The 22,878-nt window shown below is 35.9% G+C and carries 22 protein-coding genes and 1 pseudogene; 13 read left to right on the top strand and 10 right to left on the bottom strand.

The features are described 5' to 3' along the window. Positions 1–490: 490 nt before the first annotated feature. Positions 491–868: a TIGR02301 family protein gene (locus Bho11B_RS05310; RefSeq protein WP_035007232.1), complete on the bottom strand. Its 378-nt coding sequence runs from the start codon at positions 866–868 to the stop codon at positions 491–493. A 481-nt stretch (positions 869–1,349) separates the two neighbouring features. Here Bho11B_RS05310 and Bho11B_RS06910 point away from each other — a divergent pair, with 481 nt between their 5' ends. The 6 genes from Bho11B_RS06910 (at position 1,350) to Bho11B_RS05285 (ending at position 7,730) form a co-directional block, all read left to right on the top strand. Beyond that, positions 1,350–1,502 carry a hypothetical protein gene (locus Bho11B_RS06910; protein WP_153300816.1) on the top strand — a complete coding sequence of 51 codons (153 nt, stop codon included), beginning with the start codon at positions 1,350–1,352 and terminating at the stop codon, positions 1,500–1,502. Between the two features lie 341 nt (positions 1,503–1,843). Beyond that, positions 1,844–3,352, top strand: a complete 1,509-nt coding sequence (gene cysS / locus Bho11B_RS05305) for a cysteine--tRNA ligase (protein ID WP_078673846.1) — start codon at positions 1,844–1,846, stop codon at positions 3,350–3,352. Between the two features lie 50 nt (positions 3,353–3,402). Beyond that, complete coding sequence (locus Bho11B_RS05300) at positions 3,403–4,071, top strand: DUF421 domain-containing protein (RefSeq protein ID WP_078673845.1); 669 nt, start codon at positions 3,403–3,405, stop codon at positions 4,069–4,071. 126 nt (positions 4,072–4,197) lie between these two features. Then, positions 4,198–6,084, top strand: coding sequence for an ABC transporter ATP-binding protein/permease (locus Bho11B_RS05295; RefSeq protein WP_035007238.1), 1,887 nt, complete (start codon positions 4,198–4,200; stop codon positions 6,082–6,084). Between the two features lie 108 nt (positions 6,085–6,192). Next, a complete protein-coding gene (locus tag Bho11B_RS05290) occupies positions 6,193–6,891 on the top strand; it encodes a phosphatidylserine decarboxylase (protein ID WP_078673844.1) in 699 nt (232 codons plus the stop codon). An 8-nt stretch (positions 6,892–6,899) separates the two neighbouring features. Then, positions 6,900–7,730 (top strand): phosphatidylcholine/phosphatidylserine synthase, encoded by an 831-nt coding sequence (locus Bho11B_RS05285; protein ID WP_078673843.1) that lies wholly within the window; start codon positions 6,900–6,902, stop codon positions 7,728–7,730. Between the two features lie 94 nt (positions 7,731–7,824). On the opposite strand, the gene Bho11B_RS05280 is transcribed toward Bho11B_RS05285, so the two are convergent. From Bho11B_RS05280 to rpsF, 9 genes are all read right to left on the bottom strand, one after another. Continuing rightward, positions 7,825–8,580 (bottom strand): SDR family NAD(P)-dependent oxidoreductase, encoded by a 756-nt coding sequence (locus tag Bho11B_RS05280; protein WP_078673842.1) that lies wholly within the window; start codon positions 8,578–8,580, stop codon positions 7,825–7,827. 2 nt (positions 8,581–8,582) lie between these two features. Next, positions 8,583–10,073, bottom strand: a complete 1,491-nt coding sequence (gene purF / locus Bho11B_RS05275) for an amidophosphoribosyltransferase (RefSeq protein WP_035007246.1) — start codon at positions 10,071–10,073, stop codon at positions 8,583–8,585. A 133-nt stretch (positions 10,074–10,206) separates the two neighbouring features. Further along, positions 10,207–10,746: a CvpA family protein gene (locus Bho11B_RS05270; protein WP_035007247.1), complete on the bottom strand. Its 540-nt coding sequence runs from the start codon at positions 10,744–10,746 to the stop codon at positions 10,207–10,209. Positions 10,747–10,873: 127 nt separating this feature from the next. Then, complete coding sequence (radA, locus tag Bho11B_RS05265) at positions 10,874–12,289, bottom strand: DNA repair protein RadA (RefSeq protein WP_078673841.1); 1,416 nt, start codon at positions 12,287–12,289, stop codon at positions 10,874–10,876. A 6-nt stretch (positions 12,290–12,295) separates the two neighbouring features. Continuing rightward, a complete protein-coding gene (locus Bho11B_RS05260; protein WP_078673840.1) occupies positions 12,296–13,795 on the bottom strand; it encodes a replicative DNA helicase in 1,500 nt (499 codons plus the stop codon). 111 nt (positions 13,796–13,906) lie between these two features. After that, positions 13,907–14,485, bottom strand: a complete 579-nt coding sequence (gene rplI / locus Bho11B_RS05255; RefSeq protein WP_078673839.1) for a 50S ribosomal protein L9 — start codon at positions 14,483–14,485, stop codon at positions 13,907–13,909. A 25-nt stretch (positions 14,486–14,510) separates the two neighbouring features. Beyond that, positions 14,511–15,497 carry a hypothetical protein gene (locus Bho11B_RS05250; RefSeq protein ID WP_078673838.1) on the bottom strand — a complete coding sequence of 329 codons (987 nt, stop codon included), beginning with the start codon at positions 15,495–15,497 and terminating at the stop codon, positions 14,511–14,513. Between the two features lie 144 nt (positions 15,498–15,641). Beyond that, positions 15,642–15,890 carry a 30S ribosomal protein S18 gene (gene rpsR / locus Bho11B_RS05245; RefSeq protein ID WP_035007423.1) on the bottom strand — a complete coding sequence of 83 codons (249 nt, stop codon included), beginning with the start codon at positions 15,888–15,890 and terminating at the stop codon, positions 15,642–15,644. Further along, the gene (gene rpsF / locus Bho11B_RS05240) at positions 15,890–16,297 is read right to left on the bottom strand and encodes a 30S ribosomal protein S6 (RefSeq protein ID WP_078673837.1); all 408 of its coding nucleotides are present in this window, start codon (positions 16,295–16,297) and stop codon (positions 15,890–15,892) included. Before rpsF ends, rpsR begins: the two co-directional genes overlap by 1 nt. A 382-nt stretch (positions 16,298–16,679) precedes the next feature. Between rpsF and Bho11B_RS05230 the strand changes: the two genes are divergently transcribed. The 7 genes and pseudogenes from Bho11B_RS05230 (at position 16,680) to gmk (ending at position 22,831) form a co-directional block, all read left to right on the top strand. Then, positions 16,680–17,264, top strand: coding sequence for an undecaprenyl-diphosphatase (locus tag Bho11B_RS05230; protein WP_035007260.1), 585 nt, complete (start codon positions 16,680–16,682; stop codon positions 17,262–17,264). Positions 17,265–17,345: 81 nt separating this feature from the next. Then, entirely contained in the window at positions 17,346–18,290 is a 945-nt protein-coding gene (fabD, locus tag Bho11B_RS05225; RefSeq protein ID WP_078673836.1) for an ACP S-malonyltransferase, read from the top strand. A gap of 18 nt (positions 18,291–18,308) precedes the next feature. Continuing rightward, the gene (gene fabG / locus Bho11B_RS05220) at positions 18,309–19,046 is read left to right on the top strand and encodes a 3-oxoacyl-[acyl-carrier-protein] reductase (RefSeq protein WP_078673835.1); all 738 of its coding nucleotides are present in this window, start codon (positions 18,309–18,311) and stop codon (positions 19,044–19,046) included. A gap of 260 nt (positions 19,047–19,306) precedes the next feature. Further along, positions 19,307–19,543 carry an acyl carrier protein gene (locus Bho11B_RS05215; RefSeq protein ID WP_035007265.1) on the top strand — a complete coding sequence of 79 codons (237 nt, stop codon included), beginning with the start codon at positions 19,307–19,309 and terminating at the stop codon, positions 19,541–19,543. 105 nt (positions 19,544–19,648) lie between these two features. Continuing rightward, positions 19,649–20,911 carry a beta-ketoacyl-ACP synthase II gene (gene fabF, locus Bho11B_RS05210; RefSeq protein ID WP_078673834.1) on the top strand — a complete coding sequence of 421 codons (1,263 nt, stop codon included), beginning with the start codon at positions 19,649–19,651 and terminating at the stop codon, positions 20,909–20,911. Positions 20,912–21,016: 105 nt separating this feature from the next. Then, on the top strand, positions 21,017–22,117 hold the full coding sequence (gene mltG / locus Bho11B_RS05205; RefSeq protein WP_078673833.1) for an endolytic transglycosylase MltG: 1,101 nt from the start codon (positions 21,017–21,019) through the stop codon (positions 22,115–22,117). A gap of 55 nt (positions 22,118–22,172) precedes the next feature. Continuing rightward, positions 22,173–22,831: pseudogene (gene gmk / locus Bho11B_RS05200) on the top strand (guanylate kinase). Positions 22,832–22,878 lie beyond the last annotated feature (47 nt).

Raw genomic sequence — 22,878 nt, 5'->3', positions numbered from 1 at the left:
TGTATGAGATAGTAGGATCGTTTTTTAATTACTTTGCTAGGAGTAATAATTATTGGAATATTACTTCTTATTATAACGATGATAATATGCAAGAACAGCTTATTTAAATTGTGTCTGCAGCTAATAGTATATTTTAAGCAACAATTATTTCATGGGCTTTCATGAGACAAGTTGGTAAGATTTGAAAACTTAAAATTTGGATTCTCTGAGAAAATCATAAGATGTTATTATTTTATGATAGGGATATCTCACGGGTCTTAAGGATTCTAGATAGAGTCATTTTCTGATTATATAAAAGCGTTGGGTAAAGTTGATAAAGAGAGAGAAAAGTTACTCAAAAAATTTAGAAATGTAGAGATTATAGAGATTTATAGTAGAAGAGTAGCAAAAAATTACGTTTATCAGGGGTCAAATTTTTATACTGCCTATAGGTAATCTATTTGTTTTCTAGTTATTTATGTCAGTTAAATAAGAGTGCTATCAATTTTTTCTAGTTTTCATTATTGAAATGCTTAAGTAAACTTGTGGATAAGGCATTACCTTCTTTTACATATCTTTGATCTGCTTCGATTGCTGAATCTGTACAACGATGATAATTTTCTGAAAAAGCGCTGTAAGCTGCATTAAACGTTTCATATAGGTGAGCACGTATTTGTGGAGTTGGTTTTTCTGCTTCAATTAATGCAACCATGTGATCATACCATTGATTTGTTGGAAGGCTACAAAGATTACGTAGATAATGCAGAGATCCTAAAATTTCTACTAATCGTAAAAGTTTGATATGATAAGGTGGGTATTGTTGTGCAAAAGTTTGTGTTGGAATTAAGAAGAAAATTAAAAAAAATATATTTATCAATATCTTATTCATTATTTTTATTACTCGCTTTTAACATTATCTCTATGAATTTCAATAGTGGATAGAGGAGTTTTATTATGGACTGTATATTGATAAATAGAGTCAAAATAGTTCACTCATTCTTATTCGCTATAGGTGTGCAGTAAGTATTTAGGGCATGATAGACGTAAGAAAATAATCATGAAAATATTAAAATTGAATATTTTAGAGTATTTATTTTTTTTCATACAATCAATTTTCTTTCTCCATCAGATTACAGAGTATTTCTTGTCCATAATTCTATTTTGATGAAAATTATTATCTAATAGATAATGGCAGTTAACATTTGCTCATAACGAATAAAGTGACTTTTAATTATCAGTTAGATTTTTTGAATGCAAAAAATATGGTATGAAAAAGACATAATTTCATTCATCCTAAGGATATCGGTTTATTGGTTCTGCAGAGTTTATGGAAATCTAGAATGGTGCAGATGTATTACTGATTGATACGGGTGCAATTATTACGTGGTCATTTGCTTCAATATTTATATGCCATTCATCATCGTATTCCTGTTATGGTAAATCGTGCTAGTATTGTGTGCTGGCTTGATTGTTCTCGTTACAAGAAAAATGAGGTTATAGACCTTATGATAAGCTTAGTATGATGATTTCGAATTTTATCTCATTTCAAATCAAGTTAACAAGACAACCTATATGTTATCAAATATTTTTTTAGGTTATATCTTTACCAAATTAAACAGTTAAATTATCCGATATTCAAAACAATCAACAGTTTGATTTATTTTAATTATTTGAGTATGCATAGTTAGTATGTTTGTTAATGAACATTTATTGCTATTTTTTTATTATATATAAAAATTGATGTTAGTAGTAGATGCAACAGGGCGAGATTTCTTTTCAAACAGTGCTATTACAGTGCTATTAATGCATTGATGTAAACAATTTTAAGGGAATGGCTAAGAAGTATCACTAATGGAGTGTGATGATGGGAGAATTGCGGTTTTATAATACGCTGACACGGAGAAAAGAAGATTTTATACCAATCGATGCTACTAAAGTACGCCTTTATGTTTGCGGTCCAACAGTTTACGATTACGCTCATATCGGTAATGCTCGTCCTGTTATTGTTTTTGACGTTTTATTTCGTTTGTTACGTCATATTTACGGTGAAAACCATGTTATATATGTTCGTAATATTACCGATGTGGATGATAAAATTAATGCAAAAGCAGCTCTTCAGTATCCCGATCTAGAACTTAATGATGCTATTCATCAATTAACAGAACATACATCTTATCAATTTCAGCAAGATACATTGGCGCTTGGTTGCTTGCCGCCGACCAGTCAACCGCGCGCAACGGATCATTTGGAGGAAATACGGTTTTTGATTGAAAGGCTTCTTGAAAAGGGCCACGCTTATATAGCGGATAATCATATATTATTTTCTGTCAGTAGTATGGGAGATAACCCTCGTTATGGTATGTTTGCAAAACGATCACTTGACGAAATGAGAGCAGGGGCACGCATAGATGTAGCTTCTTATAAAAAGGGGGAAATGGATTTTGTTTTGTGGAAACCTTCTGCTCAAGGAGAACCAGGTTGGACATCACCAGCAGGAATTTCCGTTTTAGGTCGTCCTGGTTGGCATATTGAATGTTCAGCAATGTCGATGGCGAAGTTGTTATCTCCTTATGGTGGTGGTTTTGTTTGTGAAGATCCGACGGCAAATATTTTTGATATTCACGGCGGTGGTATTGATTTGATTTTTCCTCATCATGAAAATGAAATTGCGCAAAGTTGTTCAGTTTTTGGGACAGAACGGATGGCTAATTTTTGGATGCATAATGGTTTTTTGCAAGTTGAAGGTAAAAAAATGTCTAAAAGTCTTGGGAATTTCATTACTATTCGTTCACTCTTAGAGGATGATTTTTTTGAGTTTGCAGATATTTTGTCAGCTGAAGTAAAACAGATCTGGGCTGGTTTATCTATACGTTTTTCGATGTTACAAACGCATTATCGAGAGCCTTTAAATTGGACAATGCAGCGTTTAATACAGTCCAGTAGTGAGTTGTATCGCTGGTATGAATTGCTTCGTAGTGAAAAATACTGTTTGGAAGATAATCAAACTGTTGATTCTTCTTTAATTAAAACATTAAGTAATGATCTTAATACTTCAAATACAATTACTATTTTACGGAAATTTTATAAAGAGCACAATGTTATAGCTCTTGCACATGGTATGGATTTTCTAGGGTTATTGAGACAGGAGTTGGTTAAGGAAAAAGAATGTCCACTCTTCATTGGCAAGACACATCTTAATTTACAATTTATTGATCAGCGTATTGCTGAAAGGCTTGCTCTTATCCATAATAAGGAGTGGGCAGCTGCGGATAAAATTCGTGATGAGCTTGCAGTGGAGGGGATCTTTTTAAAAGATAGCAAGGATCCGCAGACTGGTGAGCGTATAACCACGTGGGAGATGAAACAATTCTAATTTCCATTTCCATATTCGAGTAGCTCTCATAAATATGAGGAGAGAATTTTATGGAATTATACGGTTATGGATATGTCACACTTAAGCTAGTTGTGGGTCTTATCGCTTTTTTGTTTATTTTAAGGACAACAGGTCGTGGTAGTCTCAGTCAAATTACACCAATTGATTTGGTAAGTAATTTTGTTATGGGAGGTATCATTGGAGGCGTTATTTATAATCCAAATATTAGTGGTATCCAATTATTGCTTGTTTTATTTATTTGGCAAATCTTAATTACATCTTTTAATTTTTTTGCACGATATTCAGTATTTTTTCATCGGCTTATTGCAGGAGGAAATGCTAAACTTATAGTAGATGGTGTTTTTCAGCTTGATGAGATTAAGCGTTTAGGGATCAGTGTAAATGATTTAGCGACAATGTTAAGTATTAAAGGGTGTCGCTTACATGAAGCAGATTTTGTTCGATTAGAGACGAATGGTGATTTTTCTGTTGTTAAAAAAGAAGAAGGTAAGAGGTCTGTTATTTTAGTAACAAATGGTGAAATACTTGAAGAAAATCTTAAAGAGATTAATAAAACAAAGAAATGGCTTAAGACACAGTTGAAAGAGAAGCGTGTAAAAATTGAAGATTTATTTGTTGCAGAGTGGTATGAAAATATAGATAAGAATAATAAGCGTTCCAGCGGATTATTTCTTGTTCCTTTTCCAAGAACGGTTTAATTTAAATGTATTTGTATTGTACAGTTTACTAGAGTTAGATAAAAGGTATGATATAATTTTATGAAAGAGCAATATAGGAGCTTGTTCTTGTGCGTATTAAATGGGTAATAAAGAAGTCAAGATTTTATGAAACAGAATAGAATCATAAAAACAGTGTCAGCGGCTTCAGGTCAGACCCTACGCACACTTTATAACTTATGGCCTTATATGTGGCCATCAGATCGATCTGATCTAAAAATGCGCGTTGTATGGGCGGTATTTTACCTTATTTTAGCAAAGCTGATTCTCGTATTTGTTCCATATTTCTTTAAGTATGCTACGAATGCACTTGATATAGCGTTTAAGATACCTGTGTGGTCTTCTTCATCGATTTGGGTAGTGCCTATCATATTAGTTTTGGCTTATAACGTTGCGCGTATTGCTCAGGCTGGATTTAATCAATTGCGCGATTCTCTTTTTGCGACCGTTGGTCAGCATGCTATTCGCCAATTAGCATATAAGACTTTTGTTCATCTACATGAATTATCTTTACGTTTCCATTTGGAACGGAAAACTGGTGGCCTTTCTCGCATTATTGAACGCGGCACAAAGGGAATTGAGGCCGTTGTTCGATTTTCAATTCTTAATACAATACCAACTATTTTAGAATTTATTCTAGCAGCATTTATTTTTTATATAAGTTATGGGTGGTATTATTTTCTTGTCGTTACGATAACAGTTGGTTTGTATACCTGGTTTACAATTAAGGCAAGTGATTGGCGCATTAGTATTCGGAAAGAGATGAATACGGCGGATACAGAAGCAAATACACGTGCAGTTGATTCTTTGTTGAATTTTGAAACAGTTAAATATTTTTGCAATGAAACTCTAGAAGCGCGTCGATTTGATGATTCTATGGCTGGTTATGAAAAAACTGCAGTGAAGATTTGGACTTCTTTAAGCTGGCTTAATTTTGGTCAAGCCCTTATTTTTGGTATTGGGATGACAATTCTTATGTTAATGTCAGCTTACGAAGTAGCTTATGCGACGCAAACTTTGGGAGATTTCGTCTTTATTAATGCGCTGTTAATGCAGCTATCTATTCCATTGAATTTTATTGGCTCAATTTATCGTGAAGTTCGGCAGGGTTTAACGGATATTGAAGCAATGTTTGATCTTTTGGATGTTCCGCAAGAAATTATTGATAAACCAAATGCTAAGTCGCTTGTGGTGACTCACGGTACTATTCGGTTTAATCGAGTGAAATTTTCCTATGATTCAACTCGTCCAATTCTCAAAGATATTGATTTTGAAGTATCTGGAGGTAAAACTGTTGCAATCGTAGGCCCTTCAGGCGCTGGTAAATCAACTATTTCTCGATTACTTTTTCGATTTTACGATGTTAATGAGGGAGCAATAACCATAGATGGACAGGATATCCGTGATGTCACTCAAAAAAGTTTGCGTGAAGTGATTGGCATGGTGCCACAAGATACAGTTTTATTTAATGATACAATTGCATATAATATTTATTATGGACGCCCAAATGCTACAGATGCAGAGATGCGCAAAGCTGCTGAAATGGCACAGATGTCGAAATTTATCGAAATGCTTCCAGAGGGATTCCAATCTTTAGTTGGTGAACGTGGTCTTAAATTATCTGGTGGTGAAAAACAACGCTTAGCTATTGCACGAACACTTTTAAAAGCACCACCACTTCTGATTTTAGATGAAGCAACTTCAGCTCTTGATACAACGACAGAGCAGGAAATTCAGCAAGCATTGAATATTGTAAGCAGCGGGCGTACAACATTGATTATTGCTCATCGTCTTTCAACTGTGGTTGGTGCAGATGAGATATTGGTGCTTAAAAATGGTTGTATTATTGAAAAAGGGACACATGCTGATCTTTTATGCAAAAAAGGTTTATATGCATCAATGTGGAATAAGCAGCTTGAGGCTTCACAAGCTGAAGAGAAATTACGAAAAATGCGTGAAGAGGATGAACTAGGTGTTGTTAATCGTGATAAATAAATTACATAAAATGGTAGCTGATTGTATGTATAATGATTGATTAAATATACAAATAGGGGGAAGAAAAATATTTATTAATTATTAAATTATCTATGAATAGGAAGTTATATGACTGTTGTAAAATCTGTCCAAAATGGATTTGTCCCAATTCACAAAGAAGGTTATCCATTTATTGTAGCATTTTTTGTCGTTTCACTCATTTTAGGTTTAATCTGGAGTCCATTGTTTTGGTGTGGTCTTGTTCTAACAATGTGGTGTATATATTTTTTCCGTGATCCAGAGCGAGTGATACCTGTGAATTCGAATTGGGTTCTTTCTCCTGCTGATGGTCGTATTTCTTTTGTTGAGCCATGTGTTCCGCCTGCAGAGCTGGGATTAGGCGATCAAGAAATGGTACGTGTTTCTGTGTTTATGAATATTTTTGCATGTCATATCAATCGTGTTCCTATGAGTGGGACAATAGAGTCTATCGTTTATCGTCCTGGTAAATTTTCTAATGCTGAATTTGATAAAGCTAGTCAATTTAGTGAATGTAATGGAATGGTGATTGATAGTGAACATGGAAAAATTGGTGTCGTTCAGATAGCAGGATTGATTGCTCGTCGGATTGCTTGTTGGCAAAAAACAGATGATTCAATTATTGCTGGACAACGTTTTGGATTAATTCGTTTTGGTTCTCGTCTTGATGTTTATATGCCAGCTAATGTAAAATTGCGTGTTGCAGTTGGTCAGATAGCAATTGCGGGGGAAACAGTTTTAGGTTCTTTTGGTGATGACGTTGCTGTAAGTGACTTTAGACTTGATTAGGATGAGACATGAAAAATTCTTCACCGTTTTCTTCATTTGAACCTGAAAGACAAAGTGGTGATATTGCTCGTCGGCAGCGTTCACCTATACCGATGCGGTATATTATTCCTAATATTATTACTATTTTAGCAATTTGTGCAGGAATGAATGGTATTCGTTTGGCTTTTGAGAATCGCTATGAATCAGCTATTTTGGTAGTACTTTTGGCAGCAATTTTAGATGGAGCTGATGGTCGTGTTGCTCGTTCGATGGATGGTACTTCATCTTTTGGAGCGCAGATGGATTCACTTGCTGACGTTATTAATTTTGGTGTTACTCCTGCTCTTGTTGTTTATTCTTTTATACTGACTCAGGCTCATCAGGTCGGTTGGGTAGCTGCGCTTGTTTACTGTGTTGCGTGTTGCTTGCGGTTAGCTCGTTTTAATGTGATGCTAGATGATTCTGGTATACCAGAGTGGCAGAGGAATTATTTTATTGGTGTTCCTGCACCAGCAGGTGCATTAATGCTTTTATTACCTGTTTATTTAGGGGGAGTCGGTTTAATCCCCAATTGGGGATGGGCTTTATTCTTTAGTTTTTATACTGTGATTATTGCTTTTCTCTTAGTAAGTCGTTTACCAGTTTGGAGTGGAAAAACAATAGGTAATAATTTGAGGCGAGATATTGTCATACCATGTATGCTAGTTATTGTTATTTATGTTGGTTTTCTGGCTACTTATATGTGGTATACTTTATTAATAACAGCTTTTGGTTATATGGCTTTTCTTCCCTATAGTGCTTGGACTTATAGTAAAAAAGCTGCTTTAGAAGGAAAAATCAAAAACATTATAGGTAGCTAATGAATAATTAGAGAGTTCTATAATTAGCTATAAAAAAGTAAAGTATTTGTTCTAGAAAAGCTGTAATTGGTTTTGTAGTATATATAGATTACGGTTAATCAGGAATATGATAGTTCATAAATCGTTTTTTACGAACATCAAAAAGCTTTCCTGTTTCTTTTAAGTGAGGTGATGAGAGATAGACTATTTCTGCTGCAACTTCTTGCGGAGAAGGTAGGGTTTGGGGATCTTCATCAGGAAGAGCTTGTGCGCGCATTGTAGTACGTGTTGCACCTGGGTTAACGCAATTAACTTTAATAGATGTGTGTTTGAGTTCTTCTGCCCAGCAACGAGCAAGAAGTTCTAGGGCGGCTTTAGAAGCTGCATAAGGTCCCCAGGAAGCGCGTGCGCAATGAGCAACACTTGATGACAGAAGGATAGCACGTCCAGCATTAGATTTGAGCAATAAAGGTTCAACCGCTTTCATTAAACGCCATTGACTGGTAAGATTTATTTGCAAAATGTCTTCAAACATTGCATTTTCGATATGAGCTATTGGTGAAAGAGTCCCTAGGATTGCAGCGTTTGCAACTAAAATATCAAGTTTCTTCCACTTCCAACATTCGTCAATTGATACATTTAATTCATCAATGGCTTCCATATTATGCAAATCGAGTGGTACTAATGTTGCAGAACCACCTTTTTTTTTAATTTCATTATTAAGCGTTTTTAAACCACTTATTGTTCGTGCAAGTGCAATAATATGAGCGCCGCGTTTTGCTAGCTCTAATGCTAGATGATAACCAATTCCTTTAGAGGCCCCTGTGACAAGAGCAACACATCCAGTAAGATCAAAATCAGATTTTATCATTATTAATTTCTTGTTTTCAGGACAGACAATTTATGAACTATTGGAGTACTTTTTTGATCAGTAAGATGTGTAGGATAATGACCAGTGAAATAATGATCAGTAAATTGTGGATGAGAATTGTTTCGTTTTTCTCCTATAACAGCAAGATATAGACCATCAGTTGAAAGAAAGTCTAATGAATCAGCACCAATAAAATTGCACATGGATTGTAGGTTTGGATATTGATTAGCTAAAAGATTCTCAATTGTAGGTGTATCGATACCATAAAAATCGGGATATAAAATCATTGGGCTGGAAATACGCATATGAACTTCTTTTGCTCCTGCGTTGCGGAGCATTCTTACAATCTTTACAGATGTTGTTCCACGTACAATTGAGTCATCGATTAAAATAACACGCTTTCCTTCAATAATAGAACGGTTTGCAGAATGCTTTAATTTAACACCGAAAGCACGAATTTGTTGAGTTGGTTCAATAAAAGTACGACCAACATAATGATTACGAATAATGCCCAACTCAAAAGGAATTCCAATTTCTTGTGCATAACCAATTGCTGCAGGCGTACCCCCATCAGGAACAGGAACCACAACATCACCGTCACAAGGTGCTTCTCGTGCTAAATGTATACCCATATTTTTTCGGACTACGTAGACACTTCGTCCTCCGACAATTGAATCAGGACGGGCAAAATAGACATATTCAAAAAGACAAAGCCTTTCTGGCTTCTCTATTTCTGGTTTAATAATTTTTGTAGTGATTTGACCATCTTTTTGTATTTCACATATAATGATTTCACCATTTTTAACATCACGAATATATTTCGCTCCAATAATATCAAGAGCACAGGTTTCTGAACAAAAGATTGGTTTACCATCAAGCTCACCCATAACAAGTGGTTTAATGCCTGTTGGATCACGTGCGGCAATTAGTTTAGTACGTGTTAATGCTAACATAGCATATCCACCTTCTACTTGCCGAATAGCATCAACAAAGCGATCGGATGATGATTCATGGCGTGAGCGAGCAATAAGGTGGAGAAAGACTTCAGAATCTGATGTTGATTGACAGATAGCACCAGAGGCAATTAATTCACGGCGTAATGTGAGGCCATTTGTTAGATTGCCGTTATGAGCAATAGCAATGCCTCCAGCATTTAATTCTGCAAAAAGAGGCTGTACATTGCGTAATGCTACTTCACCTGTGGTTGAATAGCGGGTATGTCCAATAGCACGATCTCCTGGTAGGCGAGCTAATGTTGCGGAATCTGTATAGTGATCACCTACAAGACCTAAATGTTTTTCTTGGTGAAACATCTTGTTATGATAAGAAACAATCCCTGCAGCTTCTTGTCCACGATGCTGTAACGCATGTAGCCCAAGAGCTGTCAGTGTTGCTGCTTCTTCATGTCCAAGGATACCAAATACCCCACATTCTTCATGAAGTGTATCGTCATCTAACGAAAATTCCTGACAAGAGACGTCGATTTTTGTCATCATATTCTTTCAGTTATGACGTAAGAAATAGCCGATATCATAGACTCCATATGATTTAAAGCTCATTCTTAATAAAACCATTTCTTATTCTGTGAATAAGAGCATCGTTAATTCGTCTAATAATATTTGTAATTTAATTATCTGAGGTGTCATCTTTTTTAAAGAATTTTTCTATTATTTCAAAGGTATAATCAAGATCTTTTGGCATCATTTCTGCTATTTTTTTACTCAGTGAATCTAACATAGGTTTTGTTTGTGCATTTTTTAGCCAATCGGATTGTTGTTCAGGTTTAACAAGTGCATTAATAAGCAGTATGCTGATGACAGCGATTAATAAGCCACGAAATGCTCCGAAAATAAATCCAACGGTGCGATCAAGTGCGCCAATTCGACTATCAATAATAAAATCAGCAATTTTCATAGTGATGATAGAAGTAATGACAAGAACAGTGATAAAAATCATGAAAAATGTGATAACCAATGCTATCATTTTATTCGAGAGATATTGTTCAGTGAAGGGTAATATAAGTTTAAATGAATAAAATGTTGAAACTGCTGCAATTATCCAGGAAATGAATGATAACACTTCACGTGAGAAACCGCGAAGCATGGCTAGAAAAGAAGAAAATAGGATAACTACTACGACAATACCGTCTAGAATTGTTACACTCATTTTTTGATTCCTTATATATGATATATGCGTTGCATTTCGTTATAATCAGTATAAAAATGTATAGAAATATATTTTTGATTTTTGGTTATGTCGACTTTCTATTTTTATATCAAGAATCTTTTGCGTTTTATGGAATTTTCTCTTTAATTATTTTTTGTAGTACAGAGCGTTTTTCATCTGAAGTAATAGCCGCAATCAATTCAGGAAGATCAGAGAATGTATGTTGTTGAAAATTTTGTGATTTTATTATTTCTGTTGTTGTTATAGGTTGAAAAGCTCCTTGAAATCCTAGCTTTTTTGCTTCTTTAATGCGTTGTCCTGAATGTGCAACGGAACGGATTGCTCCTGAGAGGCTGACTTCACCAAAATACACATAGTGAGTTGGAAGAGGGATGTTTGCAAGAGAAGATACCAAAGCTGCTGCAACTGCTAAATCAGCTGCAGGTTCTGATATTCGGTAACCACCTGCAACATTAAGATAGACATCATGTTGTCCAAAGCGGATACCACAATGAGCTTCTAATACGGCTAGAATCATCGAAAGACGATTCCCATCCCATCCCACGACAGCACGCCGTGGCATACCAAGCGAAGAGTGAGCAACAAGAGCTTGAATTTCTACTAATATAGGGCGTGTACCTTCCATTCCTGCAAAAACCGCAGCTCCTGGCGCTTTTTCATTACGCTCACCTAAGAATAATTCAGATGGATTAGAAATTTCCCGTAATCCTCTATCAGACATTTCAAAGACGCCAATTTCATCCGTTGGTCCAAAGCGGTTTTTCATAGTTCTTAAAATTCGATAATGGTGTCCACCTTCACCTTCAAAATAAAAAACTCCGTCAACCATATGTTCGACAACACGAGGTCCAGCAATTTGTCCATCTTTTGTGACGTGACCAACAAGAACAACAGAAACTCCTGTGTTTTTTGCAAAATGGATCATTGCTTGAGCACTGATGCGGACTTGTGTTACGGTTCCAGGTGCTGAATCTGCTAAATTTGACCACAAAGTTTGAATGGAATCAACGATGACCATATCAAGTTTTTTATGTGTATTTAAAGTTGCTAGAATATCTTCAACATTAGTTTCAGCAGCGAGTTGAACTGCTGTATTTGTAGCATTAAGTCTTTGTGCACGTAAGCGAATTTGTGTAATAGCTTCTTCACCTGATACATAGATGACATTATACCCTTTTTGCGATAAAGCTGCTGCTGTTTGTGTTAGTAATGTTGATTTTCCTATGCCTGGATCGCCAGCAATCAGTAATGCTGATCCACGGACAAAACCACCTCCGGTAACACGATCAAGCTCAGCAATGCCAGAATGGATACGCGGAACATTTTCGATATCTCCAGAAAGAGATGTAAGTGTAACTATATGACCTTTACGAATATTTTTAGGAGGGCCACTTCCTACACCGCTATTTGTACCTTCTTCAGTAAGAGAATTCCAATTTCCACAGGAGTGACATTTTCCAGCCCAACGTGAATGAACTGTGCCACAATCTTGGCAAATAAATTGAAGACGATTACGTACCATAATGGTTTAACCATATTGTTCTGGAAGATAATTACTGTCTGCCAGATCACTGAAGCGTGTGAAATCAGCTTGGAAAGAGAGTTTGACTATGCCTGTTGGTCCATGGCGTTGCTTCGCTACGATAATATCAGCTTTTCCAAAAACTTCATCCATTGATGCTTGCCATTTTAAATGTTCTGGACCTCCTATCTTAGGCTCTTCATTTTTGAGATAATACTCTTCACGATATACAAAAATAACAACATCCGCATCTTGCTCAATTGAACCAGATTCACGTAAGTCTGATAGTTGTGGACGTTTATCTGTCCGATTTTCGACTTGGCGTGAAAGCTGTGAAAGAGCAATAATGGGAACATTAAGCTCTTTAGCTAAAGCCTTTAATCCTGTGGTGATTTCTGTAATTTCTTGAACGCGACTTTCAGATGAGCGTTTTGAATTGCTTGTCATTAACTGTATGTAGTCAATAATCAAAACATCTAAACCGTGTTGTCGCTTGAGGCGACGTGCACGTGCAGCTAATTGTGTGATCGATATGCCACCCGTTTGGTCAATATAAAGTGGAACTTTTTGTAGGCGATTCATTATGCGTAATAATTTTGCAAATTGTTCTTCTGAGATATTGCCTCGACGAATGTTAGAAGAAGAGACCTCTATTTGCTCAGAAATAATACGTGTTGCAAGTTGTTCTGATGACATTTCAAGCGAAAAGAATCCGACAATTCCCCCCTCATTGTCTGGCGATGATTCTTTTTTTGTATCACAGTTATAAGTATTAGCAATATTGAAAGCAATATTGGTAGCAAGAGCAGTTTTTCCCATACCAGGACGTCCTGCAATGATAATTAAATCAGAAGGCTGTAATCCTCCCATTTGTTCATCAAGCTTTTTTATGTGAGTAGCAATACCTGATAATCGTGAAGATCGCTTTTTTGCTATTCCTGCCATATCAATAGCTTTTTTAATAGCTTCATCAAAACTCTCAAATCCACCACCATATTTTCCCTTTTCTGCTAGCTGAAATAAATCACGCTCGATTTTTTCAATTTGTTGAATTGGTGTCAATTCTAAAGGGGCATCAAATGAGGTATTGACAACTTCATTTCCAAGATTAATCAAGGAACGTCGGATAAAAAGGTCATAAATTACTCGTCCATAATCTTCAGCATTAATAATTGTTACCGCTTCTTTAGCTAAACGAATAACATAATTAAATACAGTAATATCTCCAATTTTTTCTTCAGCTGGAATAAAAGGTTTGATAGTGACAGGGGTTGCCAGTTTTCCTTTTTTGATAATTTGTGATACAACTTCAAAGAGTTGTTGATGTAATTGTTGGAAAAAATGTTCTGATTTTAAAAAATCTGACACGCGATCAAGTGCATCGTTATTAATAAGAATCGCGCCAAGCAATGCTTGTTCAGCTTCAATATTATGTGGCATCTGCCGAAAAAAGGTGGATTCTTCTTTTTGCTGAGGGATCAGATTAGAGATGCCGGTTTCTTCCATAACAATCTTCCTATTAATAATATTTAGCCTTTCGGCTAAATATTATCATGATATACCAATTTTAATGGGAGAGAAGAAAAAACAAACAGTTGAGTAAGAAAAAGATGTTCATTAACTGTGACTTTCTTCATTAAGATTGTTTTCTACATGGTTATCAGTTTCTTTTGTTAATGGTTGCTCTTGAGTACTATATATTGCTTCAGTAGAAGTCAGATTTTCACCTGCTTCTTGACGCTCCGCTTCACTAGTTGAGCGTGCAATATTAATTGTTACAGAAACTTGAATTTCGGGGTGTAAGCTGAGAGAAATGGTGTGAAGACCGATGGTTTTAATAGGGTGATTAAGTTCAATTTGGTTACGTTCAATCGAAAAGCCATTCTCTGTTATAATATCAGCAATATTACGTGTTGATACGGAACCGTAAAGTTGTCCTGTTTCACCAGCTGAACGGATAATAGTAAATGATTGTCCATCAAGTTTTTCAGAAATTTTTTGAGCTTCGTTTTTGCGTTCAAGGTTACGAGCTTCAAGCTGTGCGCGCTGTGTTTCAAAGTGCTTTTTGTTGGCTTCATTAGCACGTAAAGCTTTACCTTGAGGTAATAGAAAATTGCGCGCATAGCCATTTTTAACTGAGACAATATCACCAATCTGACCAAGATGAGTGATGCGTTCAAGCAAAATGATATCCATAGTTTTTCCTTTCGAATTAAATCAATTAGTGAGATTTGTGTGATTGGCTGTTATATTGAATGGTTGCCCAAATGCCCATAAGCAGCAGCATAAAAGAAATAGGTACAGTAAAAATAACAGTTAAAATAGCAATGTAAACAAAAGATAATATTATCGTTCGACCACTTATTTCTTTTGTAATATTATGGAGATATGCTAGACCAGTAATTGATATGATAAATGTATAGGCAGTGATAAAAACATTTGCGCCTAAATTTAAAATAGAATTGGTTTCAATCATTGCGGCTATAAAAGCAAAAATGAAAATGATAAGTCCCCAAATTGGAAGGCGGAAATTTTGTTTCCAATCATCACGAGGTCTTTTCAAACAATTTATATGGCGTGCTATCATCATTGAAAAGTAAAGATTTGCAATAAAAAACAATAAACTGTAAACGGTCAATATTACTGCTGTTAGAGTTGCTGTATGTGTCATTACAAGTTCAGTAAAAGAAAGAATATTAGTTTCGTTTATAGACTGCGATTGTCGCATAGTCTGTACTATATTCTCGGTAATTTGCTTTGCAATAATAGGAGAAGATGGATGATTTTGAATATAAATTCCAATAAAAGTTGATATACAGGCAATAAAATTTGTTAAAAGAAAAATAATTGGTGGTAATGGATACCACATCAACGAATTTTCTTCTTGTATTGTTTGTACTGGTTGTGCAAATCCAAGGAGCCAAGAAGCATAAACAGCAGGAAGAAAAAACAACAACATAAAACTAAAACCAATATAAATATTATTGGTTATGGAAAGAACAAAAGTAGCGCTAATTAAAGCAATAAGGCTAGGTAATGTACCATATCTAAATGCTGCGATAAAGATTGGAAGAGAAATAAAACAACCTAAAAAAAGAGAACAATAGGGAATGATATTTGAAACATTGATGATTGCCATCCCTATAACAGCAGTAAACAGTCCTGCTAAAACGCCGATTATTGTTTTATAAGAATAGGAATCTTTCATTGATCGCTGTCCTGCCTTTTGCAGTTAGAGGTATATAATACCCCAACTTTTTTGGATATATTATAATTAAGATATGTTTTGTAAAGTATTAAAGAAAAAGAATAAGTAGCCAGAAAAAATTCTGGCTACATAATAAATTAAAATTTATTTGACAACATATGGAAGTAAGCCAAGAAAACGAGCACGCTTAATAGCATTTGCTAATTCACGTTGTTTTTTCTGACTAACAGCTGTGATGCGCGAAGGAATAATTTTCCCACGCTCTGAAATATAACGCTGTAACAGCTTGATATCTTTATAATCAATTTTAGGAGCATTTGCACCCGAAAATGGACATGTTTTACGGCGGTGATGAAAAGGACGACGTATCGAAGTTTGTTGAATATCAGTCATCATGCTATTCCTCCTGTTGGATTTTCATGTTGACGGTGCAGATTTTGAGCTTTCTCTTCATTTTGATTAGAGAAGCTATCACGGTTGAGGCCTGAAAGTGCTGTCGATTGTTCTTTTTCATGTTTTTCTACGCGGACAGTCATATAACGCAAAATATCCTCATTAATACGCATTTGACGCTCAAGTTCAGCAATTGTTGATGCTGGAGCGTCAATATTTATCAATACGTAATAAGCTTTACGATTTTTGCGGATTCGGTAAGCAAGAGAACGAAGACCCCAATTCTCTACACGCCCAACTTTTCCACCATTCGCTTCGATAACGCCTTTGTAAGTTTTTAAAAGCTCATCAATTTGCTGTGGTGCAATATCTTGTCGGGCAAGAAATATATGTTCATAAAGAGCCATTATTTTGCCTTTCTTCAATTAAATTCTACTAGTTTTGGCGCAAAGCCTCTGCGACTTGTCTTTATTGGAAAATCCAAAGAAGAAAGGGCGCGTTTGTATTCGAGACACTCGAGAGCGGAGACACAGGAGGCCGGAATTATTATATTCCCACTGGTTTTTCCCAGCCCTCCGTTCAACCCCCAGCCAAATACCGGTAATGAACATTGAATATTTACAGCTTATCTTTAAAAATAGCAAGTTAGTGTTTACAAAAAATATCATTTATTGAGTCTTGGGATATTTTTTATACATTTTGCGTTTCACTTTAACTTTATCATATTACTGTTTCCTTTAGTAAAAAATGATATAATAGGAAGATAATAATATATTAAGTGAGATAAGAATGAACGTTTTACACCAGATTGATATAGCACTTTTCGAAATGCTTGCTAAGAGTAATCAAATGGATTTGATTTTTGTTTGGTTTGGTATCATTTGTGCAAAGTTTTTAATTTATATTATTCCTATACATCTTTGTGTATTATGGTTTTGTGGTGGATGTACGGAAAGGCGTGTTGCTTTAAGTATTGGTCTTAGTATTTGTGTTGCTCTTATTATAGGTTATATTATTTCTCTTATTTATTATCGTCCACGTCCATTTGTTGCAGGTTTGATGCGACCTCTTATTAAACATCGGGAAACAGCTTCTTTTCCAAGTAATCATGCATTAGTTATTGTGTCTTACTTTGTTAATCTTTATTTGTATCGATACAAAATTGCTTCTAAGTTTGCATTGATATTTTTGTTATTAATTTGTTGGGGACGTGTTTTTACAGGTGTACACTATCCTTTTGATGTTTTGGCTGGTGTGGTTTTAGGAAGTTTTGTAAGTTGGTTTATTATTCGGTTTGTTGCATCATATTTTCCTAAATTTCTATATCAAATTCCACCTTTGAAATATAATTTTCATATAGGTACTCAATTTTAAATTAAGTTGATTTGTTGTAATTTATGTTTATTGAATTGGTTGAAAAGAAGATAAATCTAAAATTTAATTTTGGAGATGATGATGGTAGCAGCATTCACTTTCCCAGGACAGGGAAGCCAAGTTGTTGGTATGGGAAAAGTACTTGCAGAGCAATTTATTGAAGCACGCATGGTTTTTGAGGAAGTTGATGATGCTTTAGGTGAGAAATTATCACAAATTATTTTTGAAGGACCAGAAGAGGTTTTGACATTAACGGCAAATGCACAGCCAGCATTGATGGCCGTGTCTATGGCAATTATTCGTGTCATGGAAAAGTTGGGATTTGATATAGCAAAGAAGGTGAAATTTGTTGCTGGCCATTCTTTAGGAGAATATTCGGCACTTTGTGCTGCTGGTACATTTAGTTTAGCTGATACAGCAAAACTTTTACGGATTCGGGGAAATGCTATGCAAACAGCTGTTGCTGTTGGTGAAGGTGCAATGGCGGCAATTATTGGCTTGAATGAGCAAGATGTTGAAGAAATTTGCAAGTTCGTTTTAGGAGAGGGAGTGTGTCAAATCGCTAATGATAATGGCGGTGGACAGATTGTTATTTCAGGTGAAGCAAAAGCTGTCGAGTCAGCTATCAAGATTGCTTCACAAAAAGGAGCTAAACGTACATTGCTTCTTTCTGTATCAGCGCCGTTTCATTCAGTTTTGATGAGTTCTGCTGCTGATGCGATGAAAGACGCCCTTAGAGCTGTTAATAAAAAAGCACCTGTTGTTCCGCTTGTTGCGAATGTTTCTGTTACACCAGAAAGTGATCCGGAACGTATTTTTATGCTTCTTCTTCAACAGGTTACTGGGCGGGTGCGATGGCGTGAAACAATCGAATGGTTTGGAGCTAATAAGGTTGATGTTCTTTTTGAAGTTGGCTCTGGAAAAGTATTAACAGGTTTAGCGCGCCGTATTAATAAGGATATTAATGGTTTGACAATTGGTACGGCTGAGGAAATTGAATCAGCATTACAAGTGCTAGGTGTTTAATCTTAAGGAGTCTAAAAAATGTTTGAATTAACAGGTCGTAAAGCTCTTGTAACAGGAGCATCAGGAAATATTGGTGAAGCAATTGCTCGTGCTTTACATGCACAAGGAGTTATTGTTGGGTTGCATGGAACGCGTGAAGGAAGACTCACAGAAATTGCTGTAGATCTTGGTAAAGACACTTTTATTTTCCCCGCTAATCTTTCTAACTGTGATGCTGTCAAGCAATTGGCTAAAACAGCAGAGAAAGAGATGGATGGAATTGATATTCTTGTTAACAATGCTGGTATTACTCGAGATGGTCTTTTTGTACGTATGCAGGATCAGGATTGGGATGATGTATTGGCAGTGAATTTGACAGCTGCCTTTACTTTAACACGTGAGCTAACATATAATATGATGCGGCGGCGTTATGGACGTATTATTAATATAACTTCTATTGTTGGTGTTGTTGGTAATCCTGGACAAACGAATTATTGTGCTGCGAAAGCTGGTTTAATAGGATTTTCAAAGTCATTGGCACAAGAAGTTGCATCGCGAAATATAACAGTTAACTGTATTGCTCCAGGATTTATTCAATCCGCGATGACTGATCAATTGAATGAAAAGCAGAAAGAAAAAATTATGGCTACAATTCCAATGAAGCGTATGGGAATAGGGCAAGAAATAGCCTCTGCAGTTGTTTATTTAGCGAGTGATGAGGCAGGATATGTGACTGGACAAACAATACATGTCAATGGTGGTATGGCAATGATTTGAGTATTTGCTGTATTCTACATTGATTTATAATCATTATTATTTTAGATAACGATAAATGAAATAAAACAGTAAGTTTATTTCTTTAAGTATGGTAATTGTTCGACTTATCAGGGTATCAATTTAGTACATTTAAGAGGAGATATTCACGGAATGTTCTATGTTTTATCGCTAAAGTTTTGGAGCAATGCATCTATTACTTGATTATATGAACTTATATCGCTAACCAAGTACAGGAAAACAATATAATTCGAGGATTCAATATGAGTGATACAGAAGAGCGCGTTAGGAAGATTATCGTAGAGCATCTCGGAGTTGACGCAGATAAGGTCGTAGAAAATGCTAGCTTCATCGATGATCTAGGAGCAGATAGCCTTGATACGGTTGAACTTGTGATGGCTTTTGAAGAAGAGTTTGGTATAGAAATTCCGGATAATGCTGCTGAGACAATCTTCACAGTTGGTGACGCAGTGAAGTTTATTGATAAAGCTTCTCTATAATCTTACTTAAAGGGCAAAAGTATTTTATGCTTTTGCCTGATTTTTTAGTTTAGGGCATATTTTGACAATATGGTTTCTAGAGGTGGGTGGTTCAAGGTTAGAAACATGAGACGTATTGTTGTTACTGGTTTGGGATTAGTATCTCCACTCGCTAGTGATGTTGAATGGAGTTGGAAGCGGCTTCTTGAAGGGAAAAGTGGTATTCGACGCATCACTGAGTTTGAGGTGGCTGATTTACCATGTCAAATTGCTGGCCGTATTCCTTTAGGGGATGGAACAAATGGTACATATAATGCTGATTTACATATGGAGCCTAAGGATCAGCGTAAGGTTGATGCATTTATTACTTATGCAATAGCTGCTACTGATCAGGCACTTACAGATGCTGAATGGTTTCCCAAAAGTGATGAAGAGCAGATACAGACGGGTGTTATGATTGGTTCTGGTATTGGTGGTGTTGAGGGCATTGTTGAGGCTGGTTATACACTTCGTGATAAAGGTCCACGGCGAATTTCTCCTTTTTTTATTCCAGGCCGTTTGATTAATCTTGCTTCTGGTTATGTTTCCATCAAATATGGTCTACGTGGTCCTAATCATTCGGTTGTAACAGCTTGTTCGACCGGTGCTCATGCAATTGGTGATGCAACTCGTTTAATTGCATTAGGTGATGCAGATGTGATGGTAGCAGGGGGGGCTGAATCTCCAGTTAATCGCATATCTCTTGCTGGTTTTGCTGCCTGTAAAGCTCTTTCTACCGGGTATAATCATGAACCTGAGCGTGCATCACGTCCTTATGATGCCGATCGTGATGGTTTTATTATGGGTGAAGGGGCTGCTGTTGTTGTTTTGGAAGAGCTTGAACATGCAAAAAAGCGGGGCGCTCGCATTTATGCAGAAGTGATTGGTTATGGTTTGTCTGGTGATGCTTATCATATTACAGCTCCTTCGGAGAGTGGTGAAGGTGCGCAGCGTAGTATGATATTGGCTCTTAAGCGTGCGCAAGTGAATGTGAGCGATATTGATTATATTAATGCTCATGGTACATCAACGATGGCTGATGTTATAGAGCTAGCTGCTGTTGAGCGTGTTTTAGGTCATCATGCGTTGAAGGTATCAATGTCATCAACTAAATCATCTATTGGGCATTTACTTGGTGCAGCTGGTGCAGCTGAGGCTATTTTTTGTATTTTAGCTATACGGGATAATATAGCTCCAGCAACACTTAACCTTGATAATCCATCTGTTAAAACAAAAATTGATCTTGTGCCGTATACACCACGTGAGAGAAAAATTGATATAGTTCTTTCTAATTCATTTGGTTTTGGTGGAACAAACGCATCTTTAGTAATGCGGCGTTTTAGTGAATAACTAAGTAGTTTCATTTGTTATGGCTGCCTTGATGAGCTTTTTGACTATAAGATTTGAGTGAGAAATTATTAGTAAAATACCTGAAATTATTAAGGTTAGTAGGTTATGTTTGATGCAAAAAGTAAGTCATCATTGAAGAATATAAATGACTTTTCATTAAGTTATCCGCCAAATAATAATGGATTGTTACATGAAAAACGGAAAAGATCGCATATTTTGCGCAATCCGTTTATTATTCTCGGTAATTTTTTTCTAACGCTTGTTGTGGTTGTTCTTTTAGTTGTTGGTATTCCTCTCTATATTGTAAAGAACATTTTTGAGGGTAAAGGGATTGCTGAGAAAGAACAAGTTATTCTTATTGATTCTGGAAAAGGAATTCGTGAAATTGCATCATTGCTTGAAAAACGTAGTCTTATTCGATCATCTGATATTTTTATTTATGGGGTTGGTTATTACCAAAACACAACCCGTCTTAAAGCCGGTGAATATTTAATTCCGGCGTATGCTTCGATGCATGATATTATGAATATTCTTGTAAAAGGAAAGTCTGTTGAATATAGTTTTACAGTGCCTGAGGGTTTAACGGTTCAACAAGTATTTGACCGGTTATCAGCCAATGAAATTTTGATTGGTGATCTTCCGGAAGTTTTACCTCCAGAAGGCAGTTTGGTGACGGATACTGTTCATTTTATTCGTGGCACAACACGTGTCGAAATTATAAAAAGGTTATGTGAAGAACAAAAAAAATTAATTAATGCAATATGGGCTACTCGTTCCCCAGATTTACCCATCAAGTCTATTGATGAGTTTGTTATATTGGCATCAATTGTTGAAAAAGAAACAGGGATTGCAGCAGAGAGACCGCAAGTGGCTGCAGTATTTTATAATCGTCTTGCTAAGGGTATGCGTCTTCAATCTGATCCAACGGTAATTTATGGCATTTTTGGTGGAAAAGGTAAACCTGTAGATCGTCCAATTTATAAGTCAGATCTTGAGAGAGAAACGCCATATAATACTTATAAAATTGATGGGTTGCCACCAACAGCTATTGCAAATCCAGGTCGCGATTCTTTAAAGGCAGTGGCAAGTTTTCCGAAAAGTGATGCACTTTATTTTGTAGCCGACGGTTCAGGTAGACATGTTTTTTCTAAAACTTTGGAGGAACATAATGCAAACGTTCGTAAATGGCGGGCGTTAGAAAAATAGTAAATCTTCTTAAATTTAGAATTCATATTTAGAAAATTTTGAAAAAAGTAACAGTATGACATTATTTGATAATGAATTGAGTGCTCAAAAAAAAATAAACGTCGCGGTTTTCTATTTATTCTTTCTTCTCCTTCAGGTGCTGGCAAATCAACAATTTCGCGGTTAATTCTAAAAGATCAACAATTAGAGCTTTCTATCAGTATGACAACGCGGGCAAGGCGCCCTAGTGAAGTAGATGGTGTTCATTATCATTTTATTTCGAAAAAAGAATTTGAACGTAAGTGTGCAGGAGACGAGTTTATTGAGTGGGCAGAAGTTCATGGGAACTATTATGGAACTTTACGTGAAAGTGTTGAAAATGCATTGAACGCTGGTCGGGATATGTTGTTTGATATTGATTATCAGGGGACTGAACAACTTCAAAAAAAAATGCCGGGTGATACTGTTTCTGTTTTTATTCTTCCTCCATCAATGAAGGAGCTTGTTGCTCGTTTACATCGTCGAGCAGAAGATAGCCAAGATATTATTAATTTGCGATTAAACAATGCAAGAACAGAAATTCAGCAATGGCGCTCTTACGATTATGTTGTAATTAACGAAGATTTGAATCAGTCGTTATTGCTTATTAAATCGATATATTTAGCAGAAACAATGAAACGTAAGCGTTTTCTTGAGTCTTTTATTGATGAGCTTATTGTTGAAAAAATTGATTAATAGCTTATCATTTTAAGAGAATCTTTAAATTAATAAGGATTCTATTT

The organism is Bartonella sp. 11B, from assembly GCF_002022625.1.
Classification (GTDB): domain Bacteria; phylum Pseudomonadota; class Alphaproteobacteria; order Rhizobiales; family Rhizobiaceae; genus Bartonella; species Bartonella rochalimae.
The sequence above is the reverse complement of the archived record's forward strand: the minus strand, read 5'-3'. Positions and strand labels throughout refer to the sequence as shown.